Annotated in this window: 21 protein-coding genes; 20 read left to right on the top strand and 1 reads right to left on the bottom strand. The window is 40.6% G+C overall.

Annotation, left to right across the window (positions count from 1 at the left end; genetic code table 11):
• Positions 1-2: 2 nt before the first annotated feature.
• Genes rfbG through HZC34_02055 form a run of 17 tightly spaced genes read left to right on the top strand, consistent with a single transcriptional unit; the run spans position 3 to position 17,908 of the window.
• Positions 3-1,067 carry a CDP-glucose 4,6-dehydratase gene (gene rfbG, locus HZC34_02135; protein ID MBI5700631.1) on the top strand — a complete coding sequence of 355 codons (1,065 nt, stop codon included), beginning with the start codon at positions 3-5 and terminating at the stop codon, positions 1,065-1,067.
• Positions 1,057-2,388, top strand: coding sequence for a lipopolysaccharide biosynthesis protein RfbH (gene rfbH / locus HZC34_02130; GenBank protein ID MBI5700630.1), 1,332 nt, complete (start codon positions 1,057-1,059; stop codon positions 2,386-2,388). Before rfbG ends, rfbH begins: the two co-directional genes overlap by 11 nt.
• On the top strand, positions 2,385-3,263 hold the full coding sequence (locus tag HZC34_02125) for an NAD(P)-dependent oxidoreductase (GenBank protein MBI5700629.1): 879 nt from the start codon (positions 2,385-2,387) through the stop codon (positions 3,261-3,263). The genes rfbH and HZC34_02125 overlap by 4 nt, the downstream gene beginning before the upstream one ends.
• 11 nt (positions 3,264-3,274) lie before the next feature.
• A complete protein-coding gene (locus HZC34_02120) occupies positions 3,275-4,027 on the top strand; it encodes an MBL fold metallo-hydrolase (GenBank protein MBI5700628.1) in 753 nt (250 codons plus the stop codon).
• Positions 4,024-5,844 (top strand): thiamine pyrophosphate-binding protein, encoded by a 1,821-nt coding sequence (locus tag HZC34_02115; GenBank protein MBI5700627.1) that lies wholly within the window; start codon positions 4,024-4,026, stop codon positions 5,842-5,844. The genes HZC34_02120 and HZC34_02115 overlap by 4 nt, the downstream gene beginning before the upstream one ends.
• Positions 5,837-6,652, top strand: a complete 816-nt coding sequence (locus HZC34_02110) for a citrate lyase beta subunit (protein MBI5700626.1) — start codon at positions 5,837-5,839, stop codon at positions 6,650-6,652. The genes HZC34_02115 and HZC34_02110 overlap by 8 nt, the downstream gene beginning before the upstream one ends.
• On the top strand, positions 6,649-7,308 hold the full coding sequence (locus HZC34_02105; GenBank protein MBI5700625.1) for an SDR family oxidoreductase: 660 nt from the start codon (positions 6,649-6,651) through the stop codon (positions 7,306-7,308). The genes HZC34_02110 and HZC34_02105 overlap by 4 nt, the downstream gene beginning before the upstream one ends.
• Positions 7,299-8,363, top strand: a complete 1,065-nt coding sequence (locus tag HZC34_02100) for a 3-dehydroquinate synthase (GenBank protein MBI5700624.1) — start codon at positions 7,299-7,301, stop codon at positions 8,361-8,363. Before HZC34_02105 ends, HZC34_02100 begins: the two co-directional genes overlap by 10 nt.
• Positions 8,360-9,292 carry a glycosyltransferase family 2 protein gene (locus HZC34_02095; GenBank protein ID MBI5700623.1) on the top strand — a complete coding sequence of 311 codons (933 nt, stop codon included), beginning with the start codon at positions 8,360-8,362 and terminating at the stop codon, positions 9,290-9,292. Before HZC34_02100 ends, HZC34_02095 begins: the two co-directional genes overlap by 4 nt.
• Position 9,293: 1 nt before the next feature.
• Positions 9,294-9,686, top strand: a complete 393-nt coding sequence (locus HZC34_02090) for a GtrA family protein (protein MBI5700622.1) — start codon at positions 9,294-9,296, stop codon at positions 9,684-9,686.
• 11 nt (positions 9,687-9,697) lie between these two features.
• Positions 9,698-10,291 (top strand): YdcF family protein, encoded by a 594-nt coding sequence (locus HZC34_02085; GenBank protein ID MBI5700621.1) that lies wholly within the window; start codon positions 9,698-9,700, stop codon positions 10,289-10,291.
• 27 nt (positions 10,292-10,318) lie between these two features.
• Positions 10,319-11,344 carry an SDR family oxidoreductase gene (locus HZC34_02080; protein MBI5700620.1) on the top strand — a complete coding sequence of 342 codons (1,026 nt, stop codon included), beginning with the start codon at positions 10,319-10,321 and terminating at the stop codon, positions 11,342-11,344.
• Between the two features lie 2 nt (positions 11,345-11,346).
• The gene (rfbD, locus tag HZC34_02075) at positions 11,347-12,213 is read left to right on the top strand and encodes a dTDP-4-dehydrorhamnose reductase (GenBank protein ID MBI5700619.1); all 867 of its coding nucleotides are present in this window, start codon (positions 11,347-11,349) and stop codon (positions 12,211-12,213) included.
• Positions 12,210-13,187 carry a GDP-mannose 4,6-dehydratase gene (locus tag HZC34_02070; GenBank protein MBI5700618.1) on the top strand — a complete coding sequence of 326 codons (978 nt, stop codon included), beginning with the start codon at positions 12,210-12,212 and terminating at the stop codon, positions 13,185-13,187. The genes rfbD and HZC34_02070 overlap by 4 nt, the downstream gene beginning before the upstream one ends.
• Positions 13,178-14,263 (top strand): glycosyltransferase, encoded by a 1,086-nt coding sequence (locus HZC34_02065; protein ID MBI5700617.1) that lies wholly within the window; start codon positions 13,178-13,180, stop codon positions 14,261-14,263. Before HZC34_02070 ends, HZC34_02065 begins: the two co-directional genes overlap by 10 nt.
• A complete protein-coding gene (locus tag HZC34_02060) occupies positions 14,244-16,577 on the top strand; it encodes an O-antigen ligase family protein (GenBank protein ID MBI5700616.1) in 2,334 nt (777 codons plus the stop codon). Before HZC34_02065 ends, HZC34_02060 begins: the two co-directional genes overlap by 20 nt.
• A complete protein-coding gene (locus tag HZC34_02055) occupies positions 16,574-17,908 on the top strand; it encodes a sugar transferase (protein MBI5700615.1) in 1,335 nt (444 codons plus the stop codon). Before HZC34_02060 ends, HZC34_02055 begins: the two co-directional genes overlap by 4 nt.
• Here HZC34_02055 and HZC34_02050 read toward each other — a convergent pair.
• Complete coding sequence (locus HZC34_02050) at positions 17,905-20,355, bottom strand: gliding motility-associated C-terminal domain-containing protein (GenBank protein ID MBI5700614.1); 2,451 nt, start codon at positions 20,353-20,355, stop codon at positions 17,905-17,907. The genes HZC34_02055 and HZC34_02050 overlap by 4 nt on opposite strands.
• A gap of 111 nt (positions 20,356-20,466) precedes the next feature.
• Here HZC34_02050 and HZC34_02045 point away from each other — a divergent pair, with 111 nt between their 5' ends.
• Genes HZC34_02045 through pheT form a run of 3 tightly spaced genes read left to right on the top strand, consistent with a single transcriptional unit; the run spans position 20,467 to position 24,198 of the window.
• Positions 20,467-21,231: an RNA methyltransferase gene (locus HZC34_02045; GenBank protein MBI5700613.1), complete on the top strand. Its 765-nt coding sequence runs from the start codon at positions 20,467-20,469 to the stop codon at positions 21,229-21,231.
• The gene (gene pheS, locus HZC34_02040) at positions 21,224-22,240 is read left to right on the top strand and encodes a phenylalanine--tRNA ligase subunit alpha (GenBank protein ID MBI5700612.1); all 1,017 of its coding nucleotides are present in this window, start codon (positions 21,224-21,226) and stop codon (positions 22,238-22,240) included. The genes HZC34_02045 and pheS overlap by 8 nt, the downstream gene beginning before the upstream one ends.
• Complete coding sequence (gene pheT / locus HZC34_02035) at positions 22,240-24,198, top strand: phenylalanine--tRNA ligase subunit beta (protein MBI5700611.1); 1,959 nt, start codon at positions 22,240-22,242, stop codon at positions 24,196-24,198. Before pheS ends, pheT begins: the two co-directional genes overlap by 1 nt.
• Positions 24,199-24,267 lie beyond the last annotated feature (69 nt).

Here is a 24,267-nt window from a genome sequence, read left to right as displayed (position 1 = left end):
AAATGACAAATTTTTGGAAAGATAAGAGAGTCTTCATAACAGGTCATACCGGTTTTAAGGGCTCATGGCTTTGCCTGATGTTAGATCATTTCGGCGCAAATATTACGGGCTACGCTTTAAATCCGTCGACTGAACCATGCTTGTACGATCTTTGCAATTTAGATAAATCCGTAAGATCTATCATTGCCGATATCAGGGATAAAGATCGGATAAAAGCTGAAATTAAAAAGGCTCAACCGGAAATAGTCATCCATATGGCGGCACAGCCCATAGTCCGAGATTCTTACGTTATCCCGGTCGAAACTTATGAAATAAATATTTTTGGTACTGTGAATTTATTAGAGGCGGTCAGAGCATGCAATAGCGTTAAGGCAGCAATAAATATTACGACCGATAAAGTATATGAGAACAAGGGGCAAGCCCCGATGCGGAAATCGGGGCAAGGGTCAAGGGGATTTAGAGAAAATGACCCGCTAGGCGGATATGATCCATATTCAAGCAGTAAAGCTTGTTCAGAGATAGTTACTGCGTCTTACAGGGATTCCTTCGGATTAAATATTGCAACAGCAAGGGCCGGAAATGTGATAGGCGGAGGAGATTGGGCAAGCGACAGGCTTGTTCCGGATTTTATTAGGGCAATTTCAAAAAGCGAGAAAATACTTATAAGAAACCCGAAAGCTGTAAGGCCATGGCAGCATGTATTGGAACCTTTGACCGGATATTTGCTGCTGGCGCGAAAATTGTACGAAAAACCCGGCAAATTTGCCGAAGCTTGGAATTTTGGACCCAAAAAAAAAGACGCGAAGCCGGTTATTTGGCTTACAAAAGAATTATGCAAAAAGTGGGGAAATGGAGCTTGTTATGAAATGGCAAAAGGCAAGCATCCCCATGAAGCGCATTATCTTATGCTTGACGCCTCAAAATCCAGATCAAGGCTCAAATGGAGGCCAAAATTAGGCCTTGAAAAAGCGCTTGATATGGTCATTGATTTCACAAAAGCATATGCAGCCGGAAAAGATATCAGAGAGGTTTGTTTAAAGCAAATTGAGGGATATTATGGGAAATGAAGCGGAATTAAGAAAAAAAACAATTAATGCGGCTATTGATTTTTACAGATCGAAAAAGAAACACAAATATTCCGCTGGAGACAAAATTCCTTACGCCGGGCGAGTTTATGATGAAAAAGAGATCTCAAATCTGATAGATTCATCTTTGGATTTTTGGCTAACGACGGGAAGATATGCGGAAAAATTCGAACAAGGCTTCGCAAAATTTATCGGGGTAAAATATTGTTCTCTTGTTAATTCGGGGTCATCCGCAAATTTATTGGCCTTTATGGCGCTCACATCGCCAAAGCTCGGGGATAGAAGGATCAAGAAAGGCGATGAAGTAATTACGGTAGCAGCAGGATTTCCGACAACGATCTCACCGATCATCCAATATGGCGCCGTTCCTGTATTTGTTGATGTCGCTCTCCCAAGCTACAACATTGATTGCGTACAGCTTGAAGCGGCGTTGTCGAAAAAAACGAAAGCAGTAATTATAGCCCATACGCTTGGAAATCCTTTTAATATCCAGAAAGTTAAAGAATTTTGTTCCAAACATAAAATTTGGTCGATCGAAGATAATTGCGATTCTTTGGGTTCTAAATATAAGCTTCATGGCAAATGGGCTTATACCGGGACTTTCGGGGATATAGCGACTTCAAGCTTTTTCCCGGCGCACCAAATAACTATGGGCGAAGGCGGAGCAGTTTACACAAATGATCCCATGCTAAATAAGATCGTCAATTCATTCCGCGATTGGGGCAGGGACTGCTGGTGCCCATCCGGACAAGATAATTCCTGTAAAAAGCGTTTCAAATGGCAATTAGGCGAACTTCCGTATGGATATGACCATAAATATATATATTCACATTTCGGATACAATCTAAAAGTTACTGATATGCAAGCGGCAATAGGATGCGCGCAGTTGGAAAAACTTCCCTCGTTCATTAAAGCACGGCGGGCAAATTGGAAAATGCTTCGTGATGGACTGTCAAAGCTTGATGATATTTTCATCCTTCCCAAAGCCGAAAGGAATTCTCTCCCCAGCTGGTTTGGTTTTCTTTTGACCGTAAAAGATGACGCATGTATTACGAGAAATGAGATAGTCCATCATCTCGAGTCAAAAGGGATTCAAACCAGGATGCTTTTTGCCGGGAATATGACCAAGCATCCGTGTTTTGATGAAATGCGCAAGAATAAAAAAGGATATCGAGTGGTCGGCGATCTGAAAAATACCGATCTTATCATGAATAATACTTTTTGGGTTGGAGTATATCCTGGAATGACAAAAGAAATGATCGATTTCATGTTGGATGAGATCAGAAAAGCAGTAAAACGATGAAACTGCTTATTACAGGCGGATCGGGTTTTGTGGGAAAGAACTTGATCGAATATTTTGGTGAAAAATACGATATTTTATCACCCACACGCGCTGAGCTAGACTTAATTGATTCGATAGCTGTAGAAAATTATTTTAAGAATAATAATATTGATATCATGGTCCATTCCGCCGTCCGCCCCGGACATAGAAACGCGAAAGATCCCTCAAAACAATTAGAGCAAAATACAAGAATGTTCTTCAACATAGCAAGAAACGAAAAAAAGTTCAAGAAAATGATTTTTTTGAGCTCCGGCCTGGTATATGGCATAGATCATTATCTGCCGAAAATGAAAGAAGAGTATTTCGATGTAAATGTTCCAGATGATGAAGGTGGCTTTTCAAAATATCTCTGCGCAAAGTATTTAGAAAAAACCGATAACATTGTCGAACTTAGGCCTTTTGGAGTTTTTGGGAAATATGAGGATTATGCGATTAGATTCATCTCAAATGCGATATGCAAGACAATATTCGATCTTCCTATCACAATAAAGCAAAACAGAAAATTCGATTATATTAGTATTGATGACTTATGTTTAGTTATTGAGCATTTCATTGTTTGTACAAATAAGCACAAAGCATACAATATTGCACCCGATAGATCTATCGAACTAAAAGAAATTGCAAAGATCGTGCTTAAAGTCTCGAAAAAAGACCTTCCGATAAAAATTCAACAGGAAGGTCAAGAGACCGAATACAGCGGCGACAATTCACGATTAAAAACAGAGATTGAAGGCCTCAAGCTCACGCCTATTGAAGAATCTATCCGTAAATTATATGATTGGTATGTTGAAAATAAGAGTAAGATCGATAAAGAACTATTGCTTTTTGATAAATAGAAGGGATTAATATGCAAAAGATAAAGATCACATTTCTGGGAACGAACGGTTGGTATGACACCGATTGCGGTAATACCGTAAGCCTTTTAATTGAAACGCCTAACGAATACGTTATTTTGGATGCTGGCAATGGTATTTATAAACTGGATAAATATATTAGATCAAAAAAACCGATCTTTCTTTTTATAAGCCACTTCCATCTCGATCATGTTATAGGTCTTCATGTTTTGGCAAAATTTAATTTTAAGCAGGGGATTTCGCTTTGTCTGCCTGGTAATTATGTTAAGACCGCTCATGAATTTATCAATAAGCCATATACCGCGCCACTTGATCTGCTTAAAACAAAAGTTAAAATTGTTGATTTAAAGAAACGATCAAAAGAAATATCGTTTTTAGAGGACTACAAGATATTATTGCATGTTGTCCCGTCATATGGATACAGGCTTAATTTTTCGGGCAAAGTAATAAGTTACATCACCGATACTGGGTATTGCGATAATGCGATCAGGCTGGCTCAAAGATCAGACCTTATCATCTCCGAATGTGCATTTAAGCTTGGTATGGACCACTCCGAATGGCCGCACTTAACTCCCGCGACAGCAGCAGAAATTGCAAAGGTTTCAAAATCAAAGAAGTTGGTTCTTACACATTTTGACGCCGAAGTATATCAAACGCTTAAAGAAAGAAAAACTGCACAGAAACAAGTAAGAAATATCTTTAAGAATACAATAGCCGCCACAGACGGGATAACTATATCAATATGATCAAAGTTTCGGATTACATAGTAAAAAAGCTTGAAGAATACGGGATAAAAGACGTTTTTATGATCTCAGGCGGCGGAGCTATGCATTTAAATGATTCCGTGGGCAAAAGCAAGAAAATCAGATATATTTGCAACCATCATGAGCAAGCATCCGCGATCGGAGCAGAAGGATATTTTAGGGTCTCCGGAAAGATCGGCTGCGTTATCATAACATCTGGACCTGGTGGAACAAATACCATGACCGGCGTGATAGGCCAATGGCTTGATTCAATTCCAGTAATATATATTTCGGGGCAGGTTAAGAGGGAAACGACAATTGAATCTTATCCTGATCAGAAATTAAGGCAATTAGGAGATCAGGAGATCAATATCGTAGACATTGTAAAACCGGTTACAAAATATGCAGTATATGTCGAAGATCCATATAAGATCAGGTACTATTTAGAAAAAGCTCTCTATTTGGCGATGTCAGGCCGTCCTGGGCCTGTTTGGTTAGATGTGCCGCTTGACGTCCAGTCTTCAATGGTTGATGAGAACAATTTGACAGGCTACGATAAAAAAGAAGACGAGATCAAGTTTGCCAATGATGAAATAAATTCTAAGATTGCAAAAACAATTGAATTGCTGAAAAACGCTAAAAGACCAGTAATAGTCGCAGGACATGGGATAAGATTGTCAGGCTCACTAAAAATATTCAAAAAGGTCATCGAAAAGCTAAGAATTCCTGTCCTTTCAACTTTTAATGGATTTGATCAAATTCCTTCGGATCATCCATTGTTTATCGGAAGAATTGGAACAGTGGGAACAAGAGCCGGAAACTTTGCACTCCAAAACTCCGATCTGGTATTATATATCGGGACCAGGAACAATATCAGGCAGGTTAGTTATAACTGGGAAACTGTCGCAAGAGAAGCAAAAAAGATAGTAATAGATATTGATCCAACAGAACTTAATAAACCTACGTTGAAACCTGATATTGCAATAAATTGCGATGCTAAATATTTCTTAGAGGCATTATACACAACGATTGCCTGGAAAAACATATCGATCCCCAAAGAATGGCTAATCTGGTGTACAGAGCGCAAGAAGAAATATCCTACTGTACTACCGGAATATAAAAAACTTAAGAAATCAATCAACCCATATTATTTTATCGATGTTCTAACAAATCAGCTTAGATCTAATGCAATTGTTGTGGCGGGAAATGGCACGGCATGTGTATCGGTTTTTCAAGCAGGAATTGTTAAACCAAATCAAAGGATGTTCTGGAATTCGGGATGCGCCTCGATGGGATACGACTTGCCGGCTGCTATCGGTGCTTGTATTGCGGCAAACAAAAAAGAGGTTATCTGTATTGCAGGCGACGGCAGTCTGCAAATGAATATGCAGGAATTGCAAACAGTTGCAGGCCTTAAGCTTCCGATAAAGATATTTGTTCTTAATAATCAGGGCTATTGCTCGATAAAACAAACTCAAGATTCTTTCTTTGAAGGGAGGCGAGTTGCTTGTTGTCCGGAAACCGGAGTTACTTTTCCGGATATTACGAAAATTGCAAAAGCTTACGGGATAAGTGCTGTTACCATAAAAAATCAAAAATCACTTAAGAATGACATTGCGGCGATCCTTAATAAGCGCGGACCAGCTGTTATCGAGGTCATTCTTGATCCTACTTACAGGTTTGAACCAAAGCTATCTTCTGTTAAACTAAAGAACGGTAAAATGAGATCAAAACCATTGGAAGATATGTTCCCGTTCCTTCCAAGAGAAGAGTTCAAAAGCAATATGTTGATAAAAGAATTGGAGGATAATGATGAATAATTTAGAGAAAAAAATGGTTTCGGTCCTTTTGGACCTTAAGGAAAACCATCACGTCATTGGAATAAAGGCTGAATTTGAGGCAGAGGGTACCAGGCTCGAAGAAGCTTTGCGTTTAAAAGAAGTTATATCAAAAGCAGGCCTTGATCTTACGATTAAAATAGGCGGGTGCGAAGCGATAAAAGATATGTATGACTCAAGATCGATAGGAGTGGCTCGCATAGTCGCTCCAATGATCGAATCGCAATATGCATTAAAGAAATATTTGCAAGCTGCAAAATTGGCATTCCCAAAAGATGAAAGAGATGGGGTTTCTTTATTAATTAATATTGAAACAATTACAGGCTCCAATAATTTTGACGAAATGCTCAAGCTTCCAAACATTTCCGAACTTGATGGCATAGTATTAGGACGAGTTGATATGACTGGGTCTATGGGTTTAACCCGTGAAGATATTAATTCAGATAAAATATTCGACGTTGCAAAAGAATTGCTTCTTAAATCAAAACAAAAAAAACTTGAATGTGTTATTGGCGGAGGCGTTTCAGCTGCGTCACTTCCATTTTTCAAAAAGCTACCTACCGGAGCGCTCGATAGATATGAAACACGCAAAGTCATATTTAAATGCCCTGAAGCCTTAAACGATAATGCGGATAAGGGGATACTTAAGGCTGTGGGTTTCGAGCTTATGTGGTTGAAAAACAAACGCGATTTCTATGGCATGATCTTTGAAGAGGATAAAATTAGGATCGAAATGCTTCAATCCAGGTACGACAAATTAATTAAAGACGCGGGAGGAAGCATCGAATGACCGGAAAAAAAGCGCTTGTAACCGGAGGGTCGCGAGGTATTGGCAAAGCAATTGCCGATCTTTTAAAAAAAGAAGGTTTTGCAGTGCTTGCGCCGACTCGAAAAGAATTGGACCTTGCGGATAATTCTTCGGTTGCTAACTATATATCCTTATTAACCGGATCAATTGATGTTCTTGTAAATAATGCGGGAATAAATCCAATCGGCAATATTTCTGAAATTGACGATAAGGATCTCGACGAGACTATAAAAATAAACTTGTCATCACCAATACGATTGATCAGGGGCATCGTGCCTATGATGGGAAAAGGACGCATCGTTAATATTAGTTCAATTTGGAGTGAGGTTTCAAAGCCCGGAAGAGGGGTATATGCCGCGACAAAGGCTGGACTTAATGCATTGACAAGAACGCTTGCGATCGAACTTGGGGAAAGGGGTATTTTAGTAAATTCCGTATCTCCGGGATTTGTTGAAACTTCGTTAACCAGGCAAAACAATTCCGAAGAACAGATAGCTTCAATAAAAAAGCTGATCCCTCTTGGTCGCTTAGCAAATATCGATGAAATCGCACATTTGGTCTGTTTTCTTTGTTCGGACAAAAACACTTATATTACAGGCCAAAATATCATTATTGACGGCGGTTATACATGCCAATAGATGGTCTCTCGATCAAGTCAAAACTAAATGATTATACCGTAGATTTTTTATTTCCAAAAGACCTACTGGACAAGATATCAGAATTGAACGAAGCATTTTTCATAATAGATAAAAAAGTTTGGGAACGACATAATAAAAGCATGCTTTCAAAGATCGACGCTTCAAAAGCGGTTATTTTTGAAGTAGGCGAAGATAAAAAAACATTTGAGGGCGTTCAAATATTGGTCGATAGTTTAATTGAACGCTCTTCAAAGAAAAACACTGTTTTAGCTGTTATAGGCGGGGGTATTCTTCAGGATATTGCCGGATTTGCGGCTTCAATCATATATCGGGGAATTAATTGGATCTTTTTCCCTACAACCATGCTATCTCAATGCGACAGTTGTATTGGGGCAAAAACTTCATTGAACTATAAAGGATTCAAAAATCTTTTGGGAACTTTTTACCCCCCATCCGAGATATATATAATTCCTGAATTTTTGGCAACACTAACTGATATCGATTATTTAAGCGGGATCGGGGAGTTGGTTAAACTCTTCTTGATCGGCGGTACCGGTAAAACAATTGAACTCAAATCCAAAATGAGCCCGTTACTTGAACGCGATTTGATAACAATCGGTAAAATGACCAGAGAGGCTCTATTAATAAAAAAAATATATATTGAAACTGATGAATTTGATAAAGGCCGCAGGAACATCCTGAACTTTGGGCATTGTTTCGGACATGCATTGGAAACCGCAACAGATTATAAGATACCTCATGGGCAAGCTGTTGTTCTTGGTATAATGTTAGCTAATCATGTAGCTATCGATCGAGGCCTAATGTCAATGACGTTATCGGAGGATTTATCTAAAAATGCTCTACTTCCAGTGGTCAAGATCGATCTAAATGACTTAAAGATCGACCATAATGCAATAGTCTCTGCCATGAAAAAGGATAAGAAAAGAACAGGCGAAGGATTGTCGCTTGTAATGATGCAAGAAAACCATAAGATGATACAAGTTAACGATCTTGCGAAAATTGAAGCCATAAAAGCATTGGAGGCTATATTGTGAAATTAATCAGCGTAGTCACTGCGTGTTTCAACGAAGAAAAAAATATCGAGGCGATATATTCTGCCGTAAAAAATATTTTCCAATCCGATTTAAAAGATTACCGATACGAACATATATTTATCGACAATGCTTCTAGTGATAGAACGGTCGCAATTCTCAAAGATATCGCAAAAACCGACAAGAATGTTAAGATCATCGTAAATACGCGCAACTTCGGACATATAAGATCGCCTTACCATGCGCTTCTGCAGGCTCATGGAGATGCTGTGATTTCAATTGTTGCAGATCTTCAAGACCCGCCAGAAATGATAAAGGATTTTGCAAAAAAATGGGAAGATGGGTTTAAAGTGGTAATTGGCGTCAAGAAGGCAAGCAAAGAATCCAAGTTTATGTTCAGCATTAGACAATTATTTTATAAGATTATCGAAAGCTTGTCGGAAGTTAAGCAGATACGGAATTTTACCGGATTCGGATTGTACGATAAAAAAGTAATGGATATTTTACGCTCGCTTAATGACCCATATCCATATTTTAGAGGGCTCATTAGTGATTTAGGCTTTGAAATCGCTATAATTGAATATATCCAGCCGAAACGTGATCATGGCATCACAAAAAATAATTTTTACACTCTTTACGACATGGCGATGCTTGGGATCACAAACCATTCAAGGGTTCCTCTAAGGCTTGCGACAATGCTCGGCTTCCTTGTTTCAATAATCAGCATTCTTGTGGCAATTGGATATTTTATCTATAAGATCATCTTTTGGGATAATTTCAATGTAGGGATTGCGCCATTGGTCATCGGGGTCTTTTTCTTTTCAGCCGTACAATTGTTTTTCATCGGCATCATCGGAGAATATATAGGTTCCATTCATACGCAAGTCTTAAAAAGGCCTCTGGTCATTGAAAAAGAAAGAATAAATTTCTAGGATGAGGCTTTTTTTCCATACCCATAAAGAAAAGATCAATTACCTCTTGGCAGGGATCTGGAATACGATATTTGGATATTTGGCATTTATTTTGCTGTACCGGCTATTCTCCGAAAAGATGCACTATCTTATTCTTTTCATTATAAGCAATATTGCCAGTATCACTAACGCTTACATAAGCTATAAAATATTCGTTTTCAAAACTAAAGGAAAGTATCTTAAGGAATATATGAGGTTTTATTTTGTTTATGGATTCTCAATAGTTGTTAACTTGGCCTTACTGCCGCTTATTGTTGAATTTTTGAGGATAAATCCTATCATTGCACAAGTGCCGCTCATATTTCTAAATGTTATTATAAGTTATTTGGGCCATAAGAAATTCTCATTTAGCTGAAAGAGGTTAAAATGAAAAAAAGTTTGATCGTTTTCCTTATATTAATGACTGCGGCAATTGTTTTCCATCCTGTCATTCTAAACGGAATGGCAAAATTCCTTTATGTCCGAGATAAACTTGAAAAATCCGACGTGATCCTTGTGCTTGCGGGCGACAGCAACGGTGAAAGGGCGGCTCACGGCGTTGATCTGTATAAAAAAGGATTTGCGCCAAAGATCCTAATGAGCGGGGGGCCGGCAATATGGCATTTGACTTATGCCGAAAACATGAGGAACCAGGCAACATCCCTTGGCGTCCCAGCAAAAGATGTCTTATTGCAAGACAGATCAAGATCAACGTTTGAAGATATCAAGTTTTCACTGCTCATATTAAAGAAAATTGACGCAAAAAAAGTGATATTAGTTACATCTCCAACCCATATTAGAAGGTCTCGGCTAGTCGCACGGAAGTTCTTCAAGAAAGAAGGCATAAAAGTCATGGCTTCACCTGTAGAAAAAAGCGAATTCAACCCGAATAAATGGTGGACCAGGCATGAAGATACACAGTATGTTGTTTGGGAGTATGTTTCACTGATCGGCTATATGTTGAAAGGCAAGTTGTTTTAAGATAAAATTGGTATAAGAGGTCATTTGATGTCAAAAAATATAGTTTTAATTACCGGCGGGGCTGGATATATCGGAGCAGTCCTCGTTAGGGAACTGCTAAACAAAGGCGAAAAAGTCAGAGTATTCGATAAGATGTATTTTGGCGACCGATCTTTGGAAGATGTTAAGGATAAGATCGAAATAGTACAAGGCGATGTCAGGCAGTTTCCAGAAGACGCCTTGAGCAATGTCAAGGCTGTTGCCCATCTTGGCTCATTAAGCAACGATCCAACCGCTGAATTCGACCCTAAAGCTAACCATGAAATAAATTTTGAGGGCACAATGAGAGTTGCGGAAGCATGCAAGAAAAAAGGCGTTGATCGTTTTACTTTTGCAAGTTCGGCCGCTATAATCGGATTCCATGTTGACACGATCGCGGATGAAACTTATGCGCCGAATCCTCAATCGGAGTATGCCCAATCGAAATTAGACGCCGAAAATGGATTGCGATCCCTTGTTTCGGACAACTTCCATCCTGTCATATTCAGGCAAGCAACGGTTTTTGGTTTCTCTCCAAGAATGCGATGGGATCTTGTTGTCAACACAATGACAAAGGATGCTTTTGCTAAAAACAAGATATTTGTTTATTGTGCGGGGGACAATTGGCGGCCTCTTATACATGTTAAAGACATCGCATTGGCGCATATTGAGGGAATCAAAGCTCCAAGCGGTAAAGTTTCCGGCCAAATATTCAATCTCAACCACAAAAACTATAGGATATTGGAACTTGGGCATTGGGTAGCTGAAATATTGAAGAAGTTTACAAAAGTCGATATCGAGGTGCTTTTTGGCTCGAAGGAATCGCGAAGCTATAGGTTGAACAGCGAAAAGATAAGGGATGTGCTTGGCTTTGAAGCAAAACATTCTATTGAAGAAGCGGTCTTGGAAATATTCAGCTTATTGAGATCAGGCAAATATATTGATTTTGAAAACCTGATCTATTATAACATCGACTGGATGAGGCTTCTAGTCGAGATGGAATCAAAGCTCAAAGTCATCGGAAAGGTATTTTGATCGTGAAGATCGCTATAATTGGTGCAGATGGACAATTAGGGACTGATTTATGTAAGATCATAGACAAATCGTCGCAAGCACCGTTGACCTTAAATGATATTGATATAACAAATGAATCTCTCTGCAAATCGGTATTGAGCGGATCAAAACCTGATATTGTAATAAATACAGCCGCATATCATAGGGTTGACGCTTGCGAAGAAAATGATGTTGAAGCCTATAAAGTGAACGCTCATGGGGCCAAGAACCTTGCGATCGCATGCCGCGACATCAATGCAAAACTTGTCCATATTTCAACTGATTATGTATTTGATGGCGATAAAACATCTCCATATACCGAAGATACTGTCCCAACCCCAAGATCCGCGTACGGCATATCAAAACTAGCTGGTGAACAATTTATTAAATATTTATGGGAAAAACATTTCATTGTCAGAACTTCCGGTCTTTATGGCGCGGCAGGATGTTTGGGTAAAGGCGGAGGAAATTTTGTCGAGAATATGATAAAACGCGCAAAAAACGCCCAAGAGATTAAAGTTGTGACCGATGAAGTTTTGACCCCAACATATACTCGCGATTTAGCGAAAAAGATATACCAAATAATTAAAACTCACCATTTTGGCCTGTATCATATTACGAATGCCGGTTCTTGTTCTTGGTGGGAATATGCCGACCAGATATTTAAATTTCTGAAAATGAACATAATTGTGCAAAAGACAAACGCAAACAAATATAAAACAAAAGCCAGAAGACCAAAGAATTCAGTGTTGGCGCATCTGAAGCTTAAAGAACTGGGGATTGACGACATGCCGGATTGGAAAGAAGGGCTCAAAGCTTACTTGATCGAAAAGGAGCATATCAAACCATGAAAAAAGCGTTAATTACAGGGATCACTGGGCAAGACGGATCATATTTGTCGGAATTCCTTCTAAAGAAAGGGTATGAAGTGCATGGGATAATTAGGCGCGTTGCCCTGGAGGATATTGAACACAGGATGTGGCGATTAAGGGATTTTTACGGCAAACTCATCCTTCATCCCGCATCCCTGGAAAATTATGCCAGCCTTTTTAAGGTGATAGAAAAAGTTATGCCCGACGAGTGCTATCATCTTGCCGCCCAGAGTTTTGTCAGCTACTCGTTCGAGGATGAATTTTCTACGATCAACACCAATTTGAACGGCACCCATTATATGTTGTCCGCTATAAAAGAGCGTGCGCCCAAGTGTAAGTTTTACTTCGCGGGATCATCTGAAATGTTTGGCGCCGCCGCGGAAACGCCTCAAAATGAAAATACGCCTTTCCACCCAAGATCGCCCTACGGCATATCCAAGGTAGCGGGCTTTGACCTGACAAGAAATTATAGGGAAGCTTACGGCCTTTTTGCCTGCAGCGGAATTTTGTTTAACCATGAATCGCCAAGAAGGGGATTTGAATTCGTCACAAGAAAAATAACTAATGCCGCTGCAAGGATAAAGCTTGGGCTTGAAAAAGAATTGCGGCTAGGAAACCTTGAAGCAAAAAGGGACTGGGGCTTTGCGGGCGATTATGTCGAAGCGATGTGGAAAATATTAAGCCAGGACAAACCGGATGATTTTGTCATCGCTACGAACGAAACCCACTCAATCCTAGAGTTTGCCCAATTGGCATTTTCAATAGCCGGCCTGGATTACAAGAAATATGTTGTTGTGGACGATCTATTGTACAGGCCGGCGGAAGTGAACATTTTATGCGGGGACTACAGCTTCGCTCGGAGAAAATTATCCTGGGAACCAAAGATCAAATTCCATGAATTGGTTGAATTAATGGTCGAAGCCGATCTCAATCGTTTAAAAAAATTAAAATAGCCATTGTCCACGATTACCTCCACCAATTTGGCGGAGCCGAAAGATGCGTAGAAGCTTTCCATAAAATTTTCCCTGAAGCCCCGATATATACTTCGATCTTTAATCCATTCAATTTCCCCGAAAGCTTCAAAAAGATGGCTATTAGGACATCCTTTATGCAAAGGATCCCCTTCATTTTTAAGAACTTCAGGATCTTTTTCGCGCTTTATCCGTTAGCTTTCCTAAGTTTTAATTTATCGGGATATGATGTGGTACTATCTTCAAGTTCCGCGTTCGCAAAAGGGATAAGAAAACGGAAGGGCGCCGTCCACGTCTGCTATTGTTATAACCCAATGCGATTTGTTTGGCGATACTCCGATTATATAAAAAAAGAAAATTTCCCCGGCCTTATCAATTGGATACTGCCGTTCGTCTTATCGCCCATTAAATGTTGGGATCTATATAACAGTAAAAATGTGGACCATTTTATCGCGATCTCAAAAATAGTTTCCCAAAGGATAAAGCAAATATATAGTCGCGATTCAATAGTGATCTACCCGCCGATCGATACAAAACAATATGCAGTATCGGCAATTGATGGGGACTATTTTCTTATAGTTTCAAGGCTTGTCGGTTATAAGCGGATAGATCTCGCGGTCGAAGCGGTATCAAGGTTAGGCCTGCCTTTAATTATAGCAGGTGAGGGTCCTTCATTAGCTCAATTAAAACGGAATGCAAGCGCCAATATTACGTTCTTAGGAAAGGTCAGCGATCAAAAGTTGAAGAAGCTTTTATCCGAATGCCGCGCGCTGATCCTTACTGGCGAGGAAGATTTTGGAATGACGCCTCTTGAAGCTGCGGCATCAGGAAGGCCTACGATAGCATATGCTAAAGGCGGCGCGCTAGAAACTGTGGTCGATGAAATAACAGGAATATTCTTCGGCCAACAATCTGCAGAAAGCCTAATGAAAGCAATTGAAAAGTTTGATAAAATGGATTTCGACAAGAAAACTTTAAGAGCTCATGCCGAAAAATTCGATAAAGAGATATTTAAAGATAAAATAAGGAGATTTTTTGATGAAAATAAAATACTTTGATAAAGCCATAGAATGGATGTTCTTAGGCTTGATGATCCTATTGCCTATTATTTTTGACAGGAGGATCGGTATTGTGTTTTCAGGCACCAAATCTGCGATGCTCCGCCTTTTTATACTTCTTATCGCGACAATTTGGATCATCAAGATATTGATCCGCGGAAACCATGTTTTTTCCCGCACGCGCCTTGATTGGCCGATCTTAACATATCTTCTCTGTGTGACAGCCGCAACGGTCACATCGATAAATGTGATTATCAGTTTTTTTGGCTTTTACGGCCGATATGAAGGGCTAACTACATGGTATTGTTATGCAATGATGTTTTTTATTGCAACAAATTATTTTCATGGATTTGCTAAATTAAAACAACTCATCGCCATCGTCGCGCCTACTGCAACTGCGATGGCAGTTTACGGTATAATCCAGAGGATGGGGAACGATCCATATGTCTGGGGGGGGGTCGTGACATGGCAGAGGGTAATCGCAACAATAGGCCAGCCGAACTTCCTATCCGCATATATGGATATGGCTTTTTTTATACTGTTTTTTTTCCTGCTTGTGCCGCAGGCCCAAAGCGAACGCCCCATTATATTGACAAAAAAAAAGAAAATCTTCGATGACCTGAAAAGGCGAGAGGGGAGCGCCTGGCTTGATAATATATTACTCCCGATCATCTATTATCTTGCGGTCCCTCTTATTTTTATTATAATGATTTACACGCAGGACGGCCAAAATCCCTTAATTTGGTATTTTTTCTTTATTCCAACGGCTATCTGCGGAATAATGTTTGCGCAAACTTTTGAAAAATTGCCGGACATGGCAATGAAAGCCCTTATTGGCATAAGCATCGTCCTTGTTTATATCTGCAATTTCTATACGCAAAGCAGGGGAGGCTATATCGGCTTAGGCGTAGGCCTTGTCTTGATCTTGGCCTTAGCCCCAAGAAAAAGATTGGTCGATAATTGGAAGCTTTTGTCCGCTGTCTTGATAGCTATAAGCGTAATTTCGATCGCAACCGCTTTAAACCCCGATTTTTCGCCATTTGCGCGGTTTGCAGGCGAGATAAAAGTAAAAGGGGTCGAAGAGCAAAGCGAGATAAAAACGAAGGAAAAAGAAACGCCGGTTGAGCTTGGGGGAGCTGCCGGGTCGCGCGGAGAAACATGGAAAAGCGCGCTTGGGATAATTTCCGACAATCCTGTTTTTGGGGTTGGCCCTGAAGTATTAAAGATGGTATTTCCAAGGTATGAAACCGATTTGTTCAGGTTCAAAGAGGCTTTCCATGTAAAACAGGATAGGAGCCACAATGAAACCTTTGATGTGCCGGTAACAAAAGGCTTGATATCGTTCTTTGTATATTTATTTATACTTTTATCATTGTACAGGTTCGGTTTACTGAAGCTTAAATCCGTTGATGATGACCGCAAGGTATTGATTGTTGTTGTATTTGCAAGCCTTGCTTCGTACATTATCCAAAATCAATTCAGTTTTGGGGTAATAGCCATTACTTCGCTATTTTGGGTCTTTTGGGCTGTTATAATGAATATTAGCTCTAATCAAGCGCATGAGAACGAGAAAATAGTGCAATTTGACGATATCCCATGGATTCCGGCTGGAATAATTGTAGTTATTGCTGCTTATTTATGCCTTATTTCTGTTCAACAATTTAAAGCTGACAAGGAATTCAAAATGGGCAAAACACTGCTTGATATGAGAAGATTTTCTGAAGCTGTCCCATATTTCAATCGCGCTATCGATATTTTCCCGTACGAAGGCGGAACAGTTACGCATTACGGGATAGCTCTTTTGAACAATGCGCTTTCATCTCCGGCGTCGCAAGAAGACCAACAGAAGAAATTGCAGGAAGCGCTGGATGCTTTTGCCTACGGCATGAGAGTCGATCCGCTTAATGCCGATAACTATTATATTTCATCGAGGATACACTTGATGCAAAATAATATCGAGAAAACACTTATTAACACGGCGATCGCATTGAAGATAGACCCGTATTACGCTGAAGCTTATTTGACATATGCGGCGATTGCCGAAAAACAAGGCAAATTTGACGATGCAAAAAAAGCTTATGCTGAAGCATACCGGATCAATCCAACATTATCCGAGCCGAAGCTTAAATTAGCTTTTAGCCACCTTAAGAGCAATGAACTGGATCCCGCATTCAAATTATTCCAAGAGATGCTGACAACCGATCCGAACAATGCCGATGTCCATAAAGGCCTCGCAGAGATTTACGGGAAGAGGGGCGAGACAGCCAGGGCTCGGGAAGAGCTTGACTTTGTCAAGTCATTGATTAAAAAATGAAAGTCTTAATTGATGCGGCTTTGATCAATGTTTCGTTCCTGATGGCATATTTTGTCAGGTTCCATGTAATGGTATTTGTGACCCACGGTCTTGCGCCTGTTTTCCAAAAATTTTCTGGAACGCTTCTTTTTATCACGATATTATGGCTTGCAATCTTCAAACTGGTCGGATTATATGAAAAAAAATCATCGGATATTATTGACGAAGCCGCTTTGCTCCTGCTATCAGTTACCGTCGCATCATTTGTCATATTCGGAATGCTGTTCATATATCGTGGATTTTGGTTCTCAAGGCTTCTTATCGCGTATGCATGGCTGTTCTCATTTTTATTGCTGCTTTCACACAGATTAATATCCGCTTTTATAAGGAATCTATTGCACTCATTCGGGATCGGGATCAAACGAGTCTTAATTGTAGGTCATGGCGAAATGGGACAAACGATTGCGCAAAGGCTCAAACATGTCAAGGCCTTAGGAGGGCTTCCAGTCGGATTTATTACGGATACATCAAAGCTTAAAGAATCAATTAGGCAAAATTCCGCCGATGAGGTGATTTTTGCGGATAGCTCCATGCCTTACAAGAAAATACTCGACCTGATTACCGATTGCGAAACCCTTCGGGTAAAATTCAAGATCGTACCAGGCATCCTTGAGATCATGGCTTCGCGGATAAATATCGACGAAGTAGGGGGAGTGCCCCTAATAACCGTTTCCGAAATAGGTTTGGCGGGCTTTAATGCGTTCATTAAGCGGCTAGTAGATATTATTGTTTCCGGCGTACTGCTTTTTATATTATTGCCATTATTCATAATAGTTGCCTTACTGATCAAGATCAATTCAAGGGGGCCGGTATTTTTTTCGCAGAATCGCGTAGGACAAGACGGTTGCCTTTTCCCAATGTTCAAATTCAGGTCAATGGTCATTAATGCCGAAGAAATGTTAGACAAGATCAAGGGCATGTCCGAAGTCGAGGGGCATATCTTTAAGATCAAGAAGGACCCGAGGATAACCCGCATCGGAGTGATAATAAGGAGGCTTTCGATCGATGAATTGCCTCAATTGTTCAATGTGCTGTTGGGCCATATGAGCCTAGTGGGGCCCAGGCCGCCGCTCCCGTCGGAGGTTATAAATTATTCTCCATGGCACAAAAAAAGATTGAGGACAAAGCCCGGGATAACAGGGCTTTGGCAAGTATCAGGCCGATCGCTCTTGCCATTTGAGGATATGGTAAGGCTCGATATCTACTACATCGAGAACTGGTCATTGTGGATGGATTTTAAGATTTTAATAAAAACGATCCCTGTCGTTATTACTGCCCATGGGGCTTATTAAAAGACCGCGATCTTTCCCCTTTTAATATATTTCTTGCCGTTTGGATCGGAAGCAGCTATCACATACGGAAAAATACCGCCCAGGGCCTTTTTTCCGTACTGGTCACTGCCGTCCCAAGTGAAAATACCGCTTGCCGGCATATTGCCGTAATTTTTCTTATAGATCAGGTCGCCAAGCATGTTATAAATATACAATTCCAGATTTGCGGAAGCTGACATTAAATATTTGATCGTTGTTGTCTCATTATTGCCCGGGCTGAAAGGATTTGGGCCGTTCTCGAGGCTTAGGATAGATAAATCGCCGGAAGCGCTTCCTAGTACAGATTGGGCGGCAAAAGAGGAAATTAATATTTGCGCGCTTTCCTTACTTGTAAAATTCCCGACCATGTCGCGAAGAGAATATTCCAATAAATAGTTGCCGTCAGGCATCGGGTTTGTCGGGACAAAAGCAGCGGAACTTTTATCGTATTTTGTATATCCTTCAACCTCCAAACTTCCCCGGAAAAGCTTAAGGTATGACCCGGAGCTGTCGATGCCCGAACCGTCCTCGAAAAATCTCAAATTGACGCTTTTTCCGCTTGCGCGGAACAATTTTTTATTGACGGCAGGTTTTGTATTGTCGATCTTAAACTTTGAAATCCCGACCCCTAAGTTCCCGGCAGAATCGACAAGCGTCAATTTGATCGAATGTTCGCCATCGGCAATCTCCGGAGGAAGGCTAAAAAAACCCGAAACAGTTGAATTTTCGGGATCAAAATCAAGACTTTCGCCCGTCTTTTCCTTGTCGATAAATACATTAGATACAGCCCCAGCAATGATATCGTTTGTCTTGTCCTTTACTTGCGCCCGAATAATAAGAGTCGAATCTTTTTTATAGAAATCATCGGCCCTTGGGGAAATTATATGTAATTGAGGGATATCGTCGCTGTAAGTTATAGAGAGGCTTTCGGAAGATGCGTTCGAAGCCTCGTCAGTTGCAAGGACCAAAATATTGTTTTTTCCTGGGAAAAGATTGATCATTGATGAAAACTGGCCATTCTTCCCGACATCAACTTTTTTTCCGTTAACAAAAAGCGCTTCCCCGCTTAAAACCAAGCCCCTAATCTCTATCGTGTCAGAACCTGTTAAAAAAAGCTCTTCGGCATCGTTTAATATTTTGATCTTTGGGGGGATCCGGTCCAGGGTTAGCCCGAAAACATTGGAAGATTTTACGTATGAGATGCCGTCTGTAGCATATGCCTTGATTGCATAATTCCCATCCGGCAAAGGCAATAAAACATCCGTTTCTGAAGAAATATTATTTATATCAAAAGTCTTATCATCGCGAAAACTTGGGTCCGAGCATATTTTTAAGCCGTAGATCAGCTGGCTTGGATCGCCATTTGAAACACTAAGCTTGAAATGGACGGTGTTTTGATTTGTCACAAAGGCATCTTTCGGAATTTCGATTTTAAGCTGCGGCGTAAATTTGATAATATTGCTGGCCGCCAAATCGCCGTTTTTTTCAAAGAATGAAATAAGCTTATTGCCTAAAGGGTAGGAGCCCAAATATTTTTCCGCGGGAGGCCTTGATTCAAATAATTTTTCTGCCCTATGGACCAAGCCTCCATATTTGTCGAACCTGATAAGATGCGGGACCGGCCCATCCGGCAAATATTCAGAAAAAAACAAGAGAAAAACCCCATAAGATTGCTTGGCTTCCGTCCCTGTCATTTTATAAGATGATTGATACAATGAAATAGGTTCTTTTTTATTTTCAGGCAGGTATTTTATTTCAGTTTGGCCGCTTGGTAAAATTTCGGCCCATATAAGAACGGGATTTTCCGGAAGGAAGGAATGGTCAAACCCTATGAGGCTTGAGATCGTGTTATCCGAAACATGAAGTTCGATCGGGTTTGAAATTGTCTGGTTTATTGCGTCGATCTTGTAGATATTTTTTCCTGAATTAGCAAAAATCGTTATCTTGTCTTTTTGGGGAAATATCTCATACGAATCGACATAAAAATCCGCCATAAGCACAGGCCGCGAAAAGCTTTGACCATTATTTGAAGATAATGAGTAATATAATCGCTTTTTCTCCGCGGAAAATAGATGCCAAATGCCGTTATTTATTAAAACAGAGTAATTGTCAGGATTAAAATCGTTTATTATCAGTTTTGCAGGGGAAAAGCTTTGGCCAAGGTCCAAACTTTCGCGGACCCACAATTTGTTATCATTGTTTACGAACAAGTAAAGATTTTGGCCGGAAACAAGATCATATTTCGCCTCGCTTGAAACAGGGCTTTTATATTTTGTAAAACTTTGGCCCAGGTCATTTGATGTTTGATAGGCCTTTCCGTCGAGATGATAGATATTCTGCTGCGGGTCCAAAAAAATAATTGCATTTGAAGCCGCAGCCATAAAAGCGATGATAAAGATAATATATAAAATCTGTCTTGCGGTTTTCATTTCTCTTTTTTCCTGTTATCCTGATGTTCTGATGCCTTCTATCTAATTATATGGCTTTATGCCGCAAAATCAAGGCTATTCGATTGCAGGCAGCCCGTGTTATAATCAAGCATGAAATTATCGCGGGAAGCCAAGTTGATATTAGCCCTCAACCAAAATAGAAGAACGCGGGAAGAGGAAGGTTTCTTTGTGGTGGAAGGAGAAAAATCGATCAAAGAAGGGTTAGACATGGCTAAATTCATTTTATACTCCGCCGAATTCGAAATATTGCAAGATGCCGCCAAACGCAAGATCAAAACGATCAAAGTTTCAAGTGAAGCGATGAAAACAATATCAACCGTCGAAACGCCGCCCGGCATCATCGCCGCCGCAAAAATAAAAAAATGGAAATTATCTGATATAATTACAAAAAAGGATCCAGTGATACTTGTCTTGGTCGGGATACAAGATCCCGGGAACTTAGGAACTCTTATCAGGGCAGTTGACGCCGCAAATGCCGCGGGGATTATTGTTTCAAAAGGAACAGTTGATCCTTTTAATCCTAAAGTGGTCCGCGGGACGATGGGATCGTTTTTTAGGGTGCCTGTTGTGCGATCTTCCGATATCAAAAGCGAATTGGCTTTCCTAAAAAACAAAAAATTCCGGTTAGTTGGAACCAGCTTGGATTCGAAGGACGCGCATTGGGATGCGGATTTGAAAGGGCCGATAGCAATTATTATCGGTAACGAATCATCCGGATTGCCGGAAGAAATCATTGATATGTGCGATGAAAAAGTTAAGATCCCGATTCTGGGCAATGCCGAATCGCTGAATGCGGCGATGGCAGGCACCGTCCTTATTTACGAATCATTAAGGCAAAGGATGAAGAATGCCTGAAAAGATAAATAAGATACACGAAGAAGCAAAGATCGCGTTTGAAGCGGCCGATACTCTTCAGAAATTAGACGAGATCCGGATCAAGTATCTTGGAAAGAACGGACTTTTTACGGATCTCATGAAAAACCTGGCAAGTCTAGATCCATCCGAAAAACCTGCATACGGTAAAGCTGTAAATGACGCAAAAAAAGACATAGAACAAGCATTTCAAGATAAAAAATCAAAATTTGAAGGCCAGGAATTATTTAATTTGGTCAAATCCGGACAATTAGATATTACACTTCCCGGAAAATCGTTTCCTCGAGGGAAAAAACACCCCATAACACAAGTCATGGATGAAATGGTCTCAATTTTCGAAAGGCTTGGGTTTTCTGTCGCTGAAGGGCCGGACATCGAAACGGAATATTTTAACTTTGAAGCGCTCAATATCCCGCCGTACCACCCGTCCCGCGATATGTGGTCAACGCTTTGGCTTGAGGATGGGCTTCTTTTGAGGACGCATACGTCTCCAGTCCAAATAAGAGTAATGAAAAAACAGAAACCGCCGCTTGCAGTCATTGCCCCCGGCCGTGTTTACAGGCGCGATGCGGATGTCACTCACTCACCGGTCTTCCACCAGTTGGAAGGACTACTTGTTGATACCGATATTAAGTTCTCGGACCTGAAAGGCGTTTTGACTTTGTTTTTGCATGCAGTATTTGGCCGTGATAAAAAAGTCAGGTTCCGTCCGAGCTATTTCCCGTTTACGGAGCCGTCATGTGAGGTTGATGTCGAATGCGTAATGTGCGAAGGCGATGGGTGCGGCGTTTGCAAACAGTCCGGCTGGCTTGAGATCCTGGGGGCGGGGATTATTGATCCCAATGTCTTAAAAAACGTTAATTACGACCCTGAAAAATATTCGGGCTTTGCGTTCGGGGTCGGCATCGAGCGTATCGCAATGCTTAAGCATGGGATTGGCGATATCCGTCTTTTCTTCGAAAATGATATAAGATTTTTGAGGCAATTTTAATGAGAGTACCGATCGATTGGCTAAAGGAATATGTTGATGTAAAAATTCCGGCATCAGATCTTGCCCAAAAGCTTACTATGTCGGGGCTTGAAACATTGTCGTTAAACGACTCATTGGATGTAGATATCCTGCCAAACCGCGGCGATTGCAGTTCAATTCTCGGTATTGCAAGAGAAGTTTCTTCGATAACAAGCTCAAAACTGAAAATGAAAAGATTAAAACGTTATGAATCGGAAAAGAAAACTTCTCCCGTTGTCAGTGTTGAAATAAGAGAACCGAAGCTTTGCCCTCGTTATATGGCGAGAGTCATTGAAAACATTAAAGTTAAAGACTCACCCGATTGGCTTAAGAAACGGCTTAGCACATGCGGATTAAGGCCTATCAATAACATTGTGGATATTACAAATTATCTTCTGCTTGAGCTTGGCCAGCCGATGCACGCTTTTGACCACGATAAGATACAAGGACAAAAGATCATTGTCAGGCGGGCTGCTCCCCAAGAAAAAATTAAGACGCTTGACGGCGCGGATTTCAAATTGGACAAGGACAGTCTTGTAATAGCGGATGCAAACAGGGCCATTGCGGTTGCAGGGGTGATGGGAGGGGCAAACACGGAGGTTTCGGCAAAAACAAAAACTGTTGTCCTGGAATCCGCATATTTTGATCCGATAAATATTTCTAAAACTTCCAAATCCCTAAAGCTTAGGACAGAATCCTCTGCCCGGTTTGAAAAAACTACAGATTGGAATATGGTTGAAACCGCTTTAGATGCCGCGGCTTCAATGGTCGCGGAATTGGCCAGCGGAGTTGTTTTGAGGGGGCAAATTGATAAGAAAAAACAAGACATTAAGAAAAGAAGGATCGCACTTAGGTTTGAGCGGCTTAATGCAATACTCGGCGTTCCTGTTCCTCAAGGGACAGCTATTAAAATACTTAAAGGGCTTGGCTTTAAACTTCTCAAAAACAGCAAATCTAAAATTATCGTGGAGGTCCCAACCTGGCGTTATGCCGATATTGAGAGGGAAATAGACCTTATTGAAGAGATCGCCAGAATTTTTGGGTATCACAATATTCCAGTCACAAGCCCAAAGATCGGAAAAACAGAGATCACAGAAACGGTGTACTCCAAAGTTTCAAATATCAAAAATATCCTTATAGGGACAGGGTTGTATGAGGTCCAGACCTTCAGTTTGGTCGATCCGTCCGATGCCGAGAAGAACGCAATTAAGATCACTAATCCTATGACTATATCCGAGTCGGTAATGAGAACCAGCATGCTGCCTAGTATATTAAGGGTTGTTTCCTATAACTTAAGGCATCAAGTTGACGAACTTGGAATTTTTGAAGTTGGCAAGGTATTTGGAAATAAAGTGCATGAAAGGCTGGTTCTTGCAGGGTCTATTTTCGCGCCCAAAGCCGGTTTTCGTGAAATAAAGGGCATCATTGAAACGCTGATCAATCAATTCTCTAAAGAGTATACTTTTAATATTATTGAGGAGGGATTAATTGATCAATGGTATCACCCTGTGCAATCAGCATCTTTGTCTGCAGCAGGCATGTATGTTGCCAAATTGGGGCTTATTCATCCTGTGAAAAAGAAAACATATGATTTGAACAGAGATGTTTATTTATTTGAAGTTGAAATTCAAGCTCTTCTCAGTTTAAAAGCGATGAAAGATCACACTGCTCTTTCTAAATTCCCTAAAATTGACCGTGATTTGGCAATGTTTGTGCCGGAGGGGATTACATACGATCAAATCGTCACTTCGATCAAAGAAACAGCCGGTCCATTTCTTGAGGAAGTTAAGCTTTTTGACCAGTACAAAAACAGCCAGGCTTATAGGCTGTCTTTTCGCGATAAGAATTCAACTTTAACAGACGAAGCTGTGAATGAGAGATTTGTTGCAGTGATTTCAGCTTTGGAAGAGAAACTGGGCGTCACAATACGAAAGTCTTAGGCCGGCGCTTTTGAAGACTTGTAGTACCTGCGGCTGAACGCCGCGGTTAAAAAAATCATGCACTATCAC

It is taken from the genome of Candidatus Saganbacteria bacterium (assembly GCA_016223245.1).
Lineage (GTDB): Bacteria > Margulisbacteria > WOR-1 > XYC2-FULL-46-14 > XYC2-FULL-37-10 > JACRPL01.
Note: the sequence above shows the minus strand (reverse complement) of the source record. Positions and strands in the feature narration are given on the sequence as shown.

Excerpts from the sequence above, each read along its gene's own strand:
- HZC34_02085 (MBI5700621.1), top strand. The coding sequence starts at position 9,698 with ATGAAAAAAAGTTTGATCGTTTTCCTTATATTAATGACTGCGGCAATT.
- HZC34_02115 (MBI5700627.1), top strand. The coding sequence starts at position 4,024 with ATGATCAAAGTTTCGGATTACATAGTAAAAAAGCTTGAAGAATACGGG.
- rfbH (MBI5700630.1), top strand. The coding sequence starts at position 1,057 with ATGGGAAATGAAGCGGAATTAAGAAAAAAAACAATTAATGCGGCTATT.
- HZC34_02060 (MBI5700616.1), top strand. The coding sequence starts at position 14,244 with ATGAAAATAAAATACTTTGATAAAGCCATAGAATGGATGTTCTTAGGC.
- HZC34_02100 (MBI5700624.1), top strand. The coding sequence starts at position 7,299 with ATGCCAATAGATGGTCTCTCGATCAAGTCAAAACTAAATGATTATACC.
- HZC34_02120 (MBI5700628.1), top strand. The coding sequence starts at position 3,275 with ATGCAAAAGATAAAGATCACATTTCTGGGAACGAACGGTTGGTATGAC.
- HZC34_02080 (MBI5700620.1), top strand. The coding sequence starts at position 10,319 with ATGTCAAAAAATATAGTTTTAATTACCGGCGGGGCTGGATATATCGGA.
- HZC34_02105 (MBI5700625.1), top strand. The coding sequence starts at position 6,649 with ATGACCGGAAAAAAAGCGCTTGTAACCGGAGGGTCGCGAGGTATTGGC.
- pheT (MBI5700611.1), top strand. The coding sequence starts at position 22,240 with ATGAGAGTACCGATCGATTGGCTAAAGGAATATGTTGATGTAAAAATT.
- HZC34_02070 (MBI5700618.1), top strand. The coding sequence starts at position 12,210 with ATGAAAAAAGCGTTAATTACAGGGATCACTGGGCAAGACGGATCATAT.
- rfbG (MBI5700631.1), top strand. The coding sequence starts at position 3 with ATGACAAATTTTTGGAAAGATAAGAGAGTCTTCATAACAGGTCATACC.
- HZC34_02090 (MBI5700622.1), top strand. The coding sequence starts at position 9,294 with ATGAGGCTTTTTTTCCATACCCATAAAGAAAAGATCAATTACCTCTTG.
- HZC34_02050 (MBI5700614.1), bottom strand. The coding sequence starts at position 20,355 with ATGAAAACCGCAAGACAGATTTTATATATTATCTTTATCATCGCTTTT.
- HZC34_02125 (MBI5700629.1), top strand. The coding sequence starts at position 2,385 with ATGAAACTGCTTATTACAGGCGGATCGGGTTTTGTGGGAAAGAACTTG.
- pheS (MBI5700612.1), top strand. The coding sequence starts at position 21,224 with ATGCCTGAAAAGATAAATAAGATACACGAAGAAGCAAAGATCGCGTTT.
- HZC34_02110 (MBI5700626.1), top strand. The coding sequence starts at position 5,837 with ATGAATAATTTAGAGAAAAAAATGGTTTCGGTCCTTTTGGACCTTAAG.
- HZC34_02055 (MBI5700615.1), top strand. The coding sequence starts at position 16,574 with ATGAAAGTCTTAATTGATGCGGCTTTGATCAATGTTTCGTTCCTGATG.
- HZC34_02045 (MBI5700613.1), top strand. The coding sequence starts at position 20,467 with ATGAAATTATCGCGGGAAGCCAAGTTGATATTAGCCCTCAACCAAAAT.